Raw genomic sequence first — 12,101 nt, 5'->3', positions numbered from 1 at the left:
TCCCCGAAAGCTTGAAAAACGGAAACCATGGACACGAACGCAGCCGCAAACGAAAACCGCCGCAAAGGCCGCATAGGCGGTCTCGACACCCTGCGCGGGCTGGCCCTCATCGCCATGGCGTCCTACCACTTCACGTGGAATCTGGAATATTTCGGCTATCTCGAACCCGGCACGGCGACGACCGGCCTGTGGAAGCTCTATGCGCGCGGCATCGCCAGTTCGTTTCTGTTTCTGGCCGGCTTCAGCCTGTTTCTCGCCCATGGCAAGGGTCTGAACTGGCCGTCTTTCGGTAAGCGTTTTGCAATGGTGGCCGGTTCGGCCCTGCTCATTACCGTCGCCACCTATTTCGCCTTTCCGGACAGCTTCATCTTCTTCGGCATATTGCACAATATCGCCGCCGCAAGCCTTGTCGGGCTGTTGTTCCTGCGAGCACCCGCGGCCGTGACGCTGCTTTTTGCAGTGCTTGCTTTCATCCTGCCCCACTATCTGCAATCGGAACTGTTCAACGCAAAATGGCTGGCCTGGATCGGTTTTTCCACCATGCCGCCCCGCTCGAACGATTATGTGCCGCTGCTGCCCTGGCTTGCGCCCTTCCTCGCCGGACTTGCGGTGTCGCAATTCGTCACACCGCGCGACTGGCTCGACCGCTTTCGAAGCCCGAGTTCGCCTCGCAACCTGATCGCAGGCGCCGGCCGTCACAGCCTTGCCTTTTACCTGATCCACCAACCGGTGCTGATCGGCCTCGTCTACACGCTGTCACTCATCGCCCCGCCCCCGCCTGTCGATCAGGTCGAGCTTTACAAATCGAGCTGTGAAAAGAGCTGCGTCGAGCAGGCGAACGGGCTGGAACTGTGCCAGCGTTTCTGCGGCTGCACGCTGGAGAAGCTGCAGGCGGAAAACCTGTTCGACACGATGATGGAAGGCAAGCTCAGCGCCGATCAGCAGACGAAGGTAAGCGAGGTGGCGCAGCAGTGCACGGTTGAGGCGCAGTAGGTACGAGTGGGCCAAATCGAGCCGACGTTTTCGAGCGTTCCCATCCGCACTCGGCGTCATCCTCGGGCTTATCCCGAGGACCTATCCCCGTTTCCAAAAATTGAACCGTAGCAGATCCTCGGGACAGGCCCGAGGATGACGGAGGAGACATATTAATTCTTAAACGATGACCCAGCGCGAATATCGCCCGAAATTTCGTTCACGTCCCCACGCCAATTTCGGCAAGCCGCGTCAGACAGGCTTCTTCGACATTGTCGAGTTCCGCCAGCGTCTCTTCGATGTCCTTGCGTTTTTGCCGAAGCTCGGCGCGCTTTTCATCGACCTTCTTCATCAGAAGCACCAACTGGCCCGATTCGCCCGGCGGTTCCTTGTAGACGTGGATGATTTCGCGAATTTCGGAGATCGTGAAACCGATACGGCGGCCGCGCAGGATTTCCTGTATGAGGCGGCGGTCCGCAGCCCTGAAAAGCCGTGTGCGCCCGCGACGCTCAGGGTGAATCAGCCCCTCGTCCTCGTAAAATCTCAAGGTACGGGTGGAAACACCGAATTCGCGTGTCAGTTCGGTTATGCTATAATACTTGTCCAAGGGCCTATCCGATTCATAACCGGATGATATTATTTGACCTTCACGTAAAAGTCAATTTTCGCCCGCCTGGCCTTACCCGGAAATACCGTACCACCAGGTCGCGATCCCCAGAAAGGCGAAAAAGCCGACAATATCGGTGACCGCCGTGACGAAGACCGCCGAAGAGACCGCCGGGTCCGCCCCGAACTTGTCGAGCACCAGCGGAATGAGAATCCCCGCCAGCGCCGCCGCCAGCATGTTGAGGCACATGGCCGTGGCGATGATGCCGCCGATATGGATATCCTGAAACCAGATGCCGGCAACAATGCCGATGGCGCAGCCGAACAGCATGCCGTTCAGGATACCCACACCCGCCTCGCGCCGGATGATGCGCGCGGCGTTGTGAATATCGAGGCTTTTGGTGGCAAGTGCCCGCACCGACACCGTCATGGTCTGCGATCCGGCATTGCCGCCCATGCCGGCCACCGCCGGCATCAGGATCGCCAGCGCGACGATCTGCTGGATCGTCGCATCGAACAGGCTGATGACGGAGGCGGAGAGAAAGGCGGTGATGAGATTGACCGCAAGCCAGGGCACACGTGAACGGGACGTGCTGGCAATCGAGTCCGACAGTTCTTCGTCACCGACACCACCAAGGCGCAGCAGATCCTCTTCGGCCTCTTCCTGAATGACGTCCACCACGTCATCGATGGTCAGGACACCCACCAGTCGGCCGTTGTCGTCGACCACGGCGGCGGAGAGAAGGTCATATTGCTCGAAAAGCTGCGCGGCCTCTTCCTGGTCCATTTCCGCCGGAATGGAGTGGTTGGTCTCGTGCATGATCGTTTCGATCTTCACCTGACGCTTGGCGCGCAGCACCTTGTCGAGATCGAGCGCACCGACCAGCTTGAAGGTGGGGTCGATGACGAAGATCTGCGTGAAGGAATCCGGCAGCTCCTCCTCCTCGCGCAGATAATCGATGGTCTGCCCCACGGTCCAGAACGGCGGCACGGCCACGAATTCCGTCTGCATGCGGCGGCCGGCCGAACTCTCCGGATAATCCAGAGCCCGCATCAGCCGCACACGTTCGGTGAACGGCAGTTGCGAGAGAATATCCTCGCGGTCCTCGTCGTCGAGATCCTCGAGAATATAGACGGCATCGTCCGAATCCAGCTCGCCGATACCGGCGGCGATCTGCTCGTTCGACATCTGGTCGACGATATCGAGACGGATGCCCTCATCCACCTCTGTCAGCGCCGTCATGTCGAAGTCGGAACCGAGAAGGCGCACCAGCGCATGGCGCTGTTCAGGCAGGATGGATTCCAGCAGGTCGCCGAGTTCGGATTCGTGCAGCCGCGCCACGTTCTTGCGCAGGAAAAGCAGATCGCGGTCAGCGATCGCCGCGCCCACCATCGTCAGAAAATCCGAGCGGACGGACCCGTCTTCTGCGTAAATATCGGAGGGCGCTTCCGCAGGCTTCATGTCCTCGGGCGCGACAGGATCGTCGTCACGGTCTGTCATCTGGCGTCCCCTTGTATTCAAATGCCGCAGTGCACGGATGCGCAGGCAGAATGGCGTTAAAAGGTTTATTGTCAACAACCGGATAGCGGCAAATAAACAAGCTCTCCGGCTGCGGCGAAAAATCCATTCAACATTCCTCTTCCGGTTCGCAGACTTAGCTACGGCGAGCGGCTATAGACATGTTTAGCCAGGCTTTGCAGCTTGTTTTGCGACAACGCCCACCCCCTTTACGCCGTTCCCGTTTCAAATGTCGAACGGGCGAACAAAGGTTTCGCCGCAATGCACAATTAAGACATTGACAGGCAGCGTGGAACGGCGCTTCTGGATAGGCATTTGACAAACGGCAAACGCCGACAGGCGGGCACGAGAAGACAGATTCCGGGAATCAGGACCATGAGCAAGACGGACTTCATTGGCAAGGCATCGACCGCCGCAGGCGGCTGGGGCGCACTCAAAAGCGTCGGCAAACGCCTTCTCGAATCCGGCGCCCCTATTTCCGGCGCCCGCACGCTTTTGAAGACCAACCAGCCGGACGGATTCGACTGCCCGGGCTGCGCCTGGGGCGACCCGGAACATGGCTCCTCTTTCGAGTTCTGCGAAAACGGCGTCAAGGCGGTGTCATGGGAGGCGACGGAAGCCCGAGTGCCGCCGGATTTCTTCGCCAGCCGCACCGTCTCCGAACTGAGCAGCTGGTCCGACTACGATCTGGAAAAACAGGGCCGCCTCACCCATCCCATGCGTTATGACCGGGCGAGCGACAAATATCTGCCCGTCTCCTGGGACGATGCCTTCGCCGAAATCGGCCGCATCCTCAACAGTCTCGACAGCCCGGACCGGGCGGAGTTCTATACCTCCGGCCGCGCCTCCAACGAGGCTGCCTTCCTCTATCAATTGATGGTCCGGCTTTACGGCACCAACAATTTCCCCGACTGTTCCAACATGTGCCACGAAGCGAGCGGCGTCGGCCTGAAGGCTTCGATCGGCGTCGGCAAGGGCACCGTTTTGCTTGAGGATTTCGAGCAGACGGACGCCATTTTCGTCATCGGGCAAAATCCCGGCACCAACCATCCCCGCATGTTGGGCGACCTGCGCCGCGCCGCCCTTCGCGGCGCCCGCATCGCCGTCTTCAACCCCATCCGTGAAAAGGGGCTGGAGCGCTTTGCCGACCCGCAGGACAAGGTGGAAATGATTACCGGCGGCAGCACCCGCATCGCCACCAATTATTACCAGCCGCGCCAGGGCGGCGACATGGCGGCCGTGCGCGGCATGAGCAAGGCGGTCTTCGCCGCCGACGATGCTGCAAGGGCAGCGGGCGAACCCGCCATCATCGATTACGACTTCATTTCCGAACATGCGGCGGAGTTCGAGGCCTATCGCGCTGCCGTCGATGCGACGAGCTGGGAAAGCATTCTCGACCAGTCCGGCCTCACCCGCGCGGAAATCGAGGACGCCGCCCGTATCTACATGAATGCCGGTTCCGTCATCGCCACCTGGGCCATGGGAGTCACCCAGCACAAGCATTCGGTCATCATCGTTCGCGAGATCACCAATTTCATGCTGCTGCGCGGTAATATCGGCCGTCCGGGCGCCGGCCTTTGCCCGGTGCGCGGCCATTCCAACGTGCAGGGGGACCGCACCGTCGGTATCGACGAAAAGGCCCCGCCAGCGCTTCTCGACGCGCTGGAAAAGGAACTCGGCGTCCCCATGCCGCGCAAGCCCGGCCACAATACCGTCGAAGCCGTCGCTGCGATGCTGGACGGCGAGGCTCAGACTTTCATCGCGCTCGGCGGTAATTTCATGCGCGCAACGCCCGACAGCCCGCTGATCGTCAAGGCTTTCGAAAAGCAGAAGCTGACCGTCAACATCGCCACCAAGCTCAACCATTCGCATCTGGTGCCGGGCGAAACCTCCTTCGTGCTGCCCTGTCTCGGCCGAACGGAAATCGACCGCAATTCGGCCGGCCGCTCGCAGATCGTCACGGTCGAAGATTCCATGAGCATGGTGCACGGTTCCGGCGGCATCAATCCGCCGGCCTCGGATGAACTGCGTTCGGAAGTCGCCATCGTCGCCGGCATCGCCGAGGCGACGCTTGGCAATGCCCATGTCGACTGGAAGGCGCTTGCCGATGACTACGATCTCATCCGCGACATGATCGAGCGGGTCATTCCCGGTTTCGATAATTTCAACGAGCGCGTCCGCGTGCCGCGCGGTTTTCATCTGCGCAATGCGGCGGCCGAACGGGAATGGAACACGCCGGCGAAAAAGGCCACCTTCTATAGCGGTCCGCTGCCCGAACAGACTGAACACCAGCAGGCGCTCACGCGCGATGACCTGTTCGTATTGCAGACCTTCCGCAGCCACGATCAGTATAACACCACGATCTACGGCATGGATGACCGATATCGCGGCGTCTATGGCGAGCGCCACGTCATCTTCATGAATCCGAAGGACATGGAATCGCTCGGCGCCCATTCCCGCCAGCGCGTCGATGTCATCGGCGAATATGGCGACGGCGTGGAACGCATCGCAAAGAATTTTCGGCTGGTGCCCTATAATATCCCGCAGGGCAGCGTCGGCGGTTATTATCCGGAACTGAACGTGCTGGTGCCGCTGTCGAGCTATGGCGAAGGCAGTTTCACGCCGACATCGAAATCGGTGCTCGTCTCCGTTCGCCTGCGCCGGGATGCCTCCTGATGGAAGAGGAGCAATCCACTGCGGCGTTCATGGCGGCGGTGGAGCGGGTTCAGGAAAGCGCCTCACAGGCGCTGACCGGCACGGGTGCAGCGATCCTTCTTTCGGTTTATCTGAACATCGCCGCTGACAGCCGCAGCATCGCCAACCGGCTGGGGCTTGCGCACGCCCTCATTCTGCGCGAAATCACTGCCCTGTCTCCACGTTTCGTGCGGGTGACAAAACGCGATGCCCGCACCCAGCGCAGCTTTCTGGAGGCAACCGAAGAAGGACAGGCCCTTGCGGCGGCGTCCCTGCGGATTTGAAACGAACGGAGCATTCCTTGGCAATCAGGCCGATCCTGCCCTACCCCCATCCCGGTTTGTCCGAAATCTGCGCGCCGGTCACGGCTTTCGACGGGCAATTGCAGGAGCTGGTGACAGACCTGATCGACACGATGCGCGCCGCACCCGGCGTCGGCATCACCGCCGCCCATATCGGCGTCAAACAGCGCGTTTTCGTGCTGGAGCTGACACCGGGAACCGTGCTTACCTACATCAACCCTGAAGTCGTCGGCCAATCCACGCACACCATGCGGCATATGGAGGGCAGCGTCTCCATGCCGGGCTTTACCGAGGAAGTGGAGCGGCCCTCCGAAATCGAGGTGAGATTTCAGGACATAGCCGGCGGCGAACACCGACAGACCGCCGAGGGATTTCACGCCATCTGCATCCAGCACGAGATCGACCAGCTGGACGGCATTTTCTGGCTGAAGCGCCTCTCGAAGCTCAAGCGCGACCGGCTGGTGAAAAAATGGGAAAAATCCCGGAAATCCTGATGGTCAGCCGGTAATCGACAGCGCAAACTCCGCATCGCCCTTCAGCGTGTTGCTGACGGTGCAGATATCCTCGGCCATATGGGCGATGGCGCTGCGCGTGGCCTCATCGAAATCCCCCTTTATCTCGATCCGGACATCGAAACGCACGATCCGCGACGGCTCCTCCTCAGCCTTTTCGCCGGATACATGCACCGTGACCTTTTCGAACCGGTCGAGCACGCCCATGCGGCTCGCCGCAATCCGGGCGCTGAGCGCCAGACAGGCCGACAGCGACGAATAAAGAAGATCGAGCGGATTGAAACCCGGCTCCGAGGCCGCCGTCACCACCGTCAGGGCGCCTCCGGTGGCGGTGACGACATCGGGATGCCCAAGACGGCCAAGAGTGACGACAGCCCCCGTCGGCCGCTTTTTAACCCTGAACTGTTTCATGCCCGACCTCACACCGCGATTTCACCCGATGGAACCAAAATTAGCCTCGCGCTTTTACTCACGCAACGGTGAACGACCGTTGAGTATTGATTGAAAAGGGAGCTGGGACATATGGTTACATCTACGCTCGTCAGCATTCTGATCACCTTCCTGGTGATTGTGCTCGTCTTGTGGCTTATCGCGCGACTGCCGGTCGGCGGCGGTGCGAAACAGATCGCACAGGTGATCGTCATCATCATCGGCATTATTTCGCTGCTGAAATATCTCGCCGTCTTCTGATGTCCCCGCACGGTGCAGACGAAAAAAGGCGGCGAAAGCCGCCTCTTTTTATGCACGGTTTTCACCCGTCCGGTCGCTATTGCCGAGGCTCGAACTGATAGGTTTTTTTCAGGGTAATATCCCGAACGCTGCCAATACCCAGAAACGGCGTATTGTCGGCATCAAAAATCGCTCTGCCCTTCGCCACGATCCACCGGTCCGACCCGTCCGGCAGATTGACCTTGTAGCACTGGTCGAAAAATACACCGGTAGTGATGCTTTCAAAAATGGCCTGCGCCACCTGATCGCGCATCTCGACATCGATTCTTTCGAGAATCTCCTCGATCGTCACCCCACGCGACGCAACTGGCTCCGAAAACCCATGACATTCCGCGGTGACCGCATCCATGATCAGCCTGTTATCGGAAATACTCCACATGTAATAGCCAAGCGCATTGTCTGAATCCGTCTTGTCCCCCTGCACGAAAACCCCCAGACATATTTTCCTGACAAAAGCTAACATCGGACCTCTAATATTCCACCCCTCGTTTTTGTGGGGGGAACCGCACGGCTACTGCAGCGTGCATCGATATCCACCGAAATTTGACGATGACCGAATCCAGCTAGAGCATTTCCAGTAAAAGTGCGTAGCGGTCTTACGTCTGGGAATGCGAGAAAACAAAGTGATAGAGCACGCCCCACGATTCCGTTTTGACCGGACGTGCTCCAGGGTTCCGAAATGGACGATAAATTTCGAAGAGGCATCGCAAAATCACCTGCCTGCGCCTACATGGCTTGTGATGAGATGTCGAAGGAGTTCAATATGGTGCGAGCCGCCCTCACTTTCGGATTGCTGACCGCAACCGTCTTTCTGGCCGGGTGCCAGACGTGGCATAGTCCATATCGTGGAAACGAGTGGCGCATGGATCAGGTCATGGATGGTGACCCCTACCGTGTCGGTGACGGCCAGCGCAACCGACGCTGATCCACCTCGTCCATTCAATTTGAACGGCGGCAGGTCGATAATTTGCCGCCGTTAATTCATGGCGCTCTGGCTGCGGGATAAAGCAGATTGGTGTGGTTTGGGACACATCCAATACGGTCCAACGAACCGGGGACAGAAAACAGAGAGCAAGCTAAACGACTGGCTAAAAAAGAAAAAACCCGCCGAAGCGGGTTTCTTTGGTGCGGTCGAGAAGACTCGAACTTCCACGGGTTGCCCCACAGCGACCTCAACGCTGCGCGTCTACCAATTCCGCCACGACCGCATCGTGGTAGGCGTCGACTTGCGCCGACGGGGGTGCATGTAGCAAAAGGATTTTCGGTGCACAAGAGCGTCGTGACAGTTTTTTGAAATTAAAAATCGCACCGCACCATCCTATATGCAGGAAGCCCGGAAATGCTGGGGTTGCGGCCTTGTCGCCATTTTGCGAGAAGGCTGTGGAAAGGACTTTTTCATGCTCACACGCACCGATATCGAGACAAACATGCTGCCCGCCCCCGGTTCGCCGCCCGTTCGCTGGCGAATCTCGGAAGGCCTCGTCCCCTATGAGCAGGCGATTGAGGAAATGGAGCGTGAAGTCGCCGCCATCGCCAGCGGCGAAGCAGACGAGCTCGTCTGGCTTCTGGAACACCCGCCCCTCTATACCGCCGGCACCAGCGCCGATGCCGCCGATCTTATAGAACCGGAGCGTTTTCCCGTCTTCGCCACGGGTCGTGGCGGTGAATATACCTATCACGGGCCGGGACAGCGGGTCGTCTATGTGATGCTCGACCTGAAGCGGCGGCGGCAGGATGTCCGCGCCTATGTGGCGGCGCTGGAGGATGTCATCATCCGCACGCTCGACAAGATGAATGTGCGTGGCGAGCGGCGCGAGGACCGCGTCGGCGTCTGGGTCCGGCGGCCGGAAAAACCGCTGCTTCCCGATGGCGGCATGGCCGAGGACAAGATCGCGGCGCTTGGCATCAGGCTGCGCAGATGGGTGAGCTTCCACGGGCTCTCGATCAATGTCGATCCAGACCTCTCGCATTTTTCCGGCATCGTTCCCTGCGGCATCAGCGCCTATGGCGTCACCAGCCTTGTCGATCTTGGATTGCCGGTTATGATCGGCGACGTCGACGTTCTGCTGCGCGAGGCCTTTGAGGAGGTGTTTGGCGAGGCAGTGCCCGAAACCGGCGCAAGCGGCTGATCCCACCGCAACCTTTGCCGCAGGCCGGTGTTTCCAGCATCGATCACCACAAGAGGAGGAACGATCATGTTCACTACGTCCGCCTATGCCTGCGATGACGGCTCTTCGCCGATGAAGCTCGCGACCATCAAGCGTCGCGATCCCGGCCCGCGCGATGTCGAAATCGAGATCGAATTCTGTGGCGTCTGCCACTCCGATATCCACACTGCCCGCAGCGAATGGCCGGGTTCCCTCTATCCCTGCGTTCCCGGCCACGAAATCATCGGCCGCGTCGGGCGGGTGGGCTCACAGGTCACCCGGTTCAAGGCGGGCGACCGCGTCGGCGTCGGTTGTATCGTCGATAGCTGCCGGGAATGCGCAAGCTGCGCCGAGGGTCTGGAGCAATATTGCGAAAACGGCATGACCGGCACCTATAATTCGCCCGACAAGGCGATGGGCGGCGGCGCGCATACGCTCGGCGGTTATTCCGCCCACGTCGTCGTCGATGACCGTTACGTCCTCAACATTCCTGAAGGCCTCGATCCGGCGGCGGCAGCACCCCTGCTCTGCGCGGGTATCACCACCTATTCGCCGCTGCGTCACTGGAATGCCGGACCCGGCAAGCGTGTCGGCGTCGTCGGTCTTGGCGGTCTTGGCCATATGGCCGTCAAGCTCGCCAACGCCATGGGCGCAACCGTGGTGATGATCACGACGTCGCCGGGCAAGGCCGAAGATGCGAAAAAGCTTGGCGCACACGAGGTGATCGTTTCGCGCGATGCCGAGCAGATGAAGAACGCCGCTTCGAGCCTCGATCTCATCATCGACGCCGTGGCCGCCGATCATGACATCAACGCCTATCTGGCGCTGCTGAAACGTGACGGCGCGCTGGTGCAGGTGGGCGCGCCGGAAAAGCCGCTCTCGGTTATGGCCTTCAGCCTCATTCCCGGCCGCAAGACCTTTGCCGGCTCGATGATCGGCGGCATTCCCGAGACGCAGGAAATGCTGGATTTCTGCGCCGAAAAAGGCATCGCCGCCGAAATCGAGATGATCGATATCGATCAGATCAACGACGCTTATGAACGCATGATAAAAAGCGATGTGCGTTATCGTTTCGTCATTGATATGAAGAGCCTGCCGCGCCAGAAGGCCGCCTGACCCCGGAAGGGGGGCGACCTTGCGGGCGTCCCCTCTCCCGTCGGACCTTTTGGTCGAAAGCGCAGCCTGACCCATGACTCCCCGATCCATGACCAGCCAGACCGGTTTCAACGATATCGCCAAGGGCATGACCATCATGGCGGGTTGCATGCTGGTGCTGCCGGTCATGGATGCGATTGCCAAATATATGGCGGTGAGCGGCGGCATGTCGCCGGCGCAGGTGACCTTCTACCGCTTCTTTTTCCAGGTGCTCTGCACCCTGCCGCTGCTGCTCGTGGTGTCACCCAGGGCGCTGTTCAGCGCCAGACGGCCGTGGATGAACTGCCTGCGCGGCGTCCTGCACGCCTCGGCCAGCCTGATGTTCTTCGCCGCCGTCAAATACATGCCGCTCGCCGATGTCTTCGCGATCTATTTCGTCGAGCCTTTCATGCTGACGATGATGTCGGCCCTCTTCCTCGGCGACAAGGTGGGCTGGAAGCGCTGGACGGCGATTGCGGTCGGGTTCGGCGGCGCGCTGATCGTCATTCAGCCGAGTTTCGAAATCTTCGGCTGGACATCGCTCCTGCCGGTCGCCTGCGCCTTTCTTTATACGCTCTACCTCTTCCTGAACCGCGCCATCGGCGATGCCGACAGCCCGCTGGTCATGCAGACAATGTCCGGCATTGCGGGAACCGTGTTCATGGGGGCCGCACTCCTCGCCGGCGACGCACTTGGCGACAAGGATTTTGCCGTCTCGCTGCCGCAATCCGGCTTCGCCCTTGCCCTGCTCGTATTGTTGGGATCGATATCCGGCTACATGCACCTGCTGATTGTCAGGGCCTTCCGGCTGGCGCCGCTCTCTCTGCTGGCGCCATTCCAGTATTTCGAGATCATCTCGGCGACGATTCTCGGTTATGCGCTGTTTTCGGATTTCCCGACGCCGTCGAAATGGCTCGGCATTCTCATCATCGTCGCATCCGGCCTGTTCATCATCTGGCGCGAGCGCCAGCAGGCCGGTGCGGTCCCGCCGCTTGACGGGCAGTGACAGCCGACACCTGACGTGCCTCAACCGTTCGAGGGCAGCGGGCCTTCGTCGTGATGGTCCTGCGCCTCCACGAGACTGCCGAGCAGCCAGAGGGAAACCTCGGCCGCCTCTCCGGCCGATTTGAACCGGTATGAGCCGCTATATTTCGGCATATCGAAGAAGGTGACGACGAAACCGTCGCCGCTTTCAAGACTTTCGACCCGGATGCGCTCGGGATCGATCATCACGCACACATAATGCGATCCCATATTGCGCATGAAGCCGGCTTTGTTGTCGTGCAGCCGCACGAAGGCTGCGCCGCCATCCGCCGTCATATGCAGACTTCTGATCGCCTCATTGGGAAAGGCGCGGGCGAAATCCATGATCGCCTGCCCCACATCATGACTGTTATCCTCATCCGTCGCCCGCGTCATGCGCCAGGCATAAACAGCGAAGACCGAAAGCAGCACGAAAACGATAATCCAGATCGCAATACTCATC

14 protein-coding genes and 1 tRNA gene are annotated in these 12,101 nt (G+C 59.9%); 9 read left to right on the top strand and 6 right to left on the bottom strand.

Annotation, left to right across the window (positions count from 1 at the left end; all coding sequences use genetic code 11):
• Window positions 1–27: 27 nt before the first annotated feature.
• Window positions 28–993, top strand: a complete 966-nt coding sequence (locus ACQZ5G_RS02330) for a heparan-alpha-glucosaminide N-acetyltransferase (protein WP_448736856.1) — start codon at window positions 28–30, stop codon at window positions 991–993.
• Between the two features lie 199 nt (window positions 994–1,192).
• On the opposite strand, the gene ACQZ5G_RS02325 is transcribed toward ACQZ5G_RS02330, so the two are convergent.
• Window positions 1,193–1,579, bottom strand: a complete 387-nt coding sequence (locus ACQZ5G_RS02325; RefSeq protein ID WP_003524989.1) for a MerR family transcriptional regulator — start codon at window positions 1,577–1,579, stop codon at window positions 1,193–1,195.
• A gap of 72 nt (window positions 1,580–1,651) precedes the next feature.
• Window positions 1,652–3,079 (bottom strand): magnesium transporter, encoded by a 1,428-nt coding sequence (gene mgtE / locus ACQZ5G_RS02320; protein ID WP_003524988.1) that lies wholly within the window; start codon window positions 3,077–3,079, stop codon window positions 1,652–1,654.
• A 393-nt stretch (window positions 3,080–3,472) separates the two neighbouring features.
• Between mgtE and ACQZ5G_RS02315 the strand changes: the two genes are divergently transcribed.
• The 3 genes from ACQZ5G_RS02315 to ACQZ5G_RS02305 are packed head-to-tail and all read left to right on the top strand — an operon-like array spanning window position 3,473 to window position 6,587.
• Window positions 3,473–5,773 (top strand): FdhF/YdeP family oxidoreductase, encoded by a 2,301-nt coding sequence (locus ACQZ5G_RS02315; RefSeq protein WP_448736855.1) that lies wholly within the window; start codon window positions 3,473–3,475, stop codon window positions 5,771–5,773.
• Window positions 5,773–6,075, top strand: coding sequence for a hypothetical protein (locus ACQZ5G_RS02310; RefSeq protein WP_448736854.1), 303 nt, complete (start codon window positions 5,773–5,775; stop codon window positions 6,073–6,075). Before ACQZ5G_RS02315 ends, ACQZ5G_RS02310 begins: the two co-directional genes overlap by 1 nt.
• Window positions 6,076–6,092: 17 nt before the next feature.
• The gene (locus ACQZ5G_RS02305) at window positions 6,093–6,587 is read left to right on the top strand and encodes a peptide deformylase (RefSeq protein ID WP_448736853.1); all 495 of its coding nucleotides are present in this window, start codon (window positions 6,093–6,095) and stop codon (window positions 6,585–6,587) included.
• Between the two features lie 3 nt (window positions 6,588–6,590).
• On the opposite strand, the gene ACQZ5G_RS02300 is transcribed toward ACQZ5G_RS02305, so the two are convergent.
• Window positions 6,591–7,016, bottom strand: a complete 426-nt coding sequence (locus tag ACQZ5G_RS02300) for an OsmC family protein (RefSeq protein WP_448736852.1) — start codon at window positions 7,014–7,016, stop codon at window positions 6,591–6,593.
• Between the two features lie 111 nt (window positions 7,017–7,127).
• On the opposite strand from ACQZ5G_RS02300, the gene ACQZ5G_RS02295 reads away from it, so the two are divergent.
• On the top strand, window positions 7,128–7,295 hold the full coding sequence (locus ACQZ5G_RS02295; RefSeq protein WP_003502827.1) for a Thivi_2564 family membrane protein: 168 nt from the start codon (window positions 7,128–7,130) through the stop codon (window positions 7,293–7,295).
• Between the two features lie 76 nt (window positions 7,296–7,371).
• Here the strand turns inward: ACQZ5G_RS02295 and ACQZ5G_RS02290 are convergent, their stop codons facing one another.
• Window positions 7,372–7,797 (bottom strand): PAS domain-containing protein, encoded by a 426-nt coding sequence (locus ACQZ5G_RS02290; protein WP_448742656.1) that lies wholly within the window; start codon window positions 7,795–7,797, stop codon window positions 7,372–7,374.
• Window positions 7,798–8,013: 216 nt separating this feature from the next.
• Between ACQZ5G_RS02290 and ACQZ5G_RS02285 the strand changes: the two genes are divergently transcribed.
• Complete coding sequence (locus ACQZ5G_RS02285) at window positions 8,014–8,259, top strand: hypothetical protein (RefSeq protein WP_448736850.1); 246 nt, start codon at window positions 8,014–8,016, stop codon at window positions 8,257–8,259.
• Window positions 8,260–8,457: 198 nt separating this feature from the next.
• Here ACQZ5G_RS02285 and ACQZ5G_RS02280 read toward each other — a convergent pair.
• Window positions 8,458–8,542, bottom strand: a tRNA-Leu gene (locus ACQZ5G_RS02280).
• Window positions 8,543–8,731: 189 nt separating this feature from the next.
• Here ACQZ5G_RS02280 and lipB point away from each other — a divergent pair.
• The 3 genes from lipB (at window position 8,732) to ACQZ5G_RS02265 (ending at window position 11,621) form a co-directional block, all read left to right on the top strand.
• The gene (gene lipB / locus ACQZ5G_RS02275) at window positions 8,732–9,463 is read left to right on the top strand and encodes a lipoyl(octanoyl) transferase LipB (RefSeq protein WP_448736849.1); all 732 of its coding nucleotides are present in this window, start codon (window positions 8,732–8,734) and stop codon (window positions 9,461–9,463) included.
• Between the two features lie 66 nt (window positions 9,464–9,529).
• Complete coding sequence (locus ACQZ5G_RS02270) at window positions 9,530–10,597, top strand: NAD(P)-dependent alcohol dehydrogenase (protein WP_448736848.1); 1,068 nt, start codon at window positions 9,530–9,532, stop codon at window positions 10,595–10,597.
• Window positions 10,598–10,685: 88 nt separating this feature from the next.
• Entirely contained in the window at window positions 10,686–11,621 is a 936-nt protein-coding gene (locus ACQZ5G_RS02265; protein ID WP_448737071.1) for a DMT family transporter, read from the top strand.
• A gap of 20 nt (window positions 11,622–11,641) precedes the next feature.
• On the opposite strand, the gene ACQZ5G_RS02260 is transcribed toward ACQZ5G_RS02265, so the two are convergent.
• On the bottom strand, window positions 11,642–12,100 hold the full coding sequence (locus ACQZ5G_RS02260) for a hypothetical protein (protein WP_003524973.1): 459 nt from the start codon (window positions 12,098–12,100) through the stop codon (window positions 11,642–11,644).
• Window position 12,101 lies beyond the last annotated feature (1 nt).

The organism is Agrobacterium sp. 22-214-1 (assembly GCF_053522465.1).
Note: the sequence above shows the minus strand (reverse complement) of the source record. Positions and strands in the feature narration are given on the sequence as shown.

Excerpts from the sequence above, each read along its gene's own strand:
- ACQZ5G_RS02330 (WP_448736856.1), top strand. The coding sequence starts at position 28 with ATGGACACGAACGCAGCCGCAAACGAAAACCGCCGCAAAGGCCGCATA.
- mgtE (WP_003524988.1), bottom strand. The coding sequence starts at position 3,079 with ATGACAGACCGTGACGACGATCCTGTCGCGCCCGAGGACATGAAGCCT.
- ACQZ5G_RS02315 (WP_448736855.1), top strand. The coding sequence starts at position 3,473 with ATGAGCAAGACGGACTTCATTGGCAAGGCATCGACCGCCGCAGGCGGC.
- ACQZ5G_RS02310 (WP_448736854.1), top strand. The coding sequence starts at position 5,773 with ATGGAAGAGGAGCAATCCACTGCGGCGTTCATGGCGGCGGTGGAGCGG.
- ACQZ5G_RS02300 (WP_448736852.1), bottom strand. The coding sequence starts at position 7,016 with ATGAAACAGTTCAGGGTTAAAAAGCGGCCGACGGGGGCTGTCGTCACT.
- ACQZ5G_RS02295 (WP_003502827.1), top strand. The coding sequence starts at position 7,128 with ATGGTTACATCTACGCTCGTCAGCATTCTGATCACCTTCCTGGTGATT.
- ACQZ5G_RS02290 (WP_448742656.1), bottom strand. The coding sequence starts at position 7,797 with ATGTTAGCTTTTGTCAGGAAAATATGTCTGGGGGTTTTCGTGCAGGGG.
- ACQZ5G_RS02285 (WP_448736850.1), top strand. The coding sequence starts at position 8,014 with ATGGACGATAAATTTCGAAGAGGCATCGCAAAATCACCTGCCTGCGCC.
- lipB (WP_448736849.1), top strand. The coding sequence starts at position 8,732 with ATGCTCACACGCACCGATATCGAGACAAACATGCTGCCCGCCCCCGGT.
- ACQZ5G_RS02270 (WP_448736848.1), top strand. The coding sequence starts at position 9,530 with ATGTTCACTACGTCCGCCTATGCCTGCGATGACGGCTCTTCGCCGATG.
- ACQZ5G_RS02265 (WP_448737071.1), top strand. The coding sequence starts at position 10,686 with ATGACCAGCCAGACCGGTTTCAACGATATCGCCAAGGGCATGACCATC.
- ACQZ5G_RS02260 (WP_003524973.1), bottom strand. The coding sequence starts at position 12,100 with ATGAGTATTGCGATCTGGATTATCGTTTTCGTGCTGCTTTCGGTCTTC.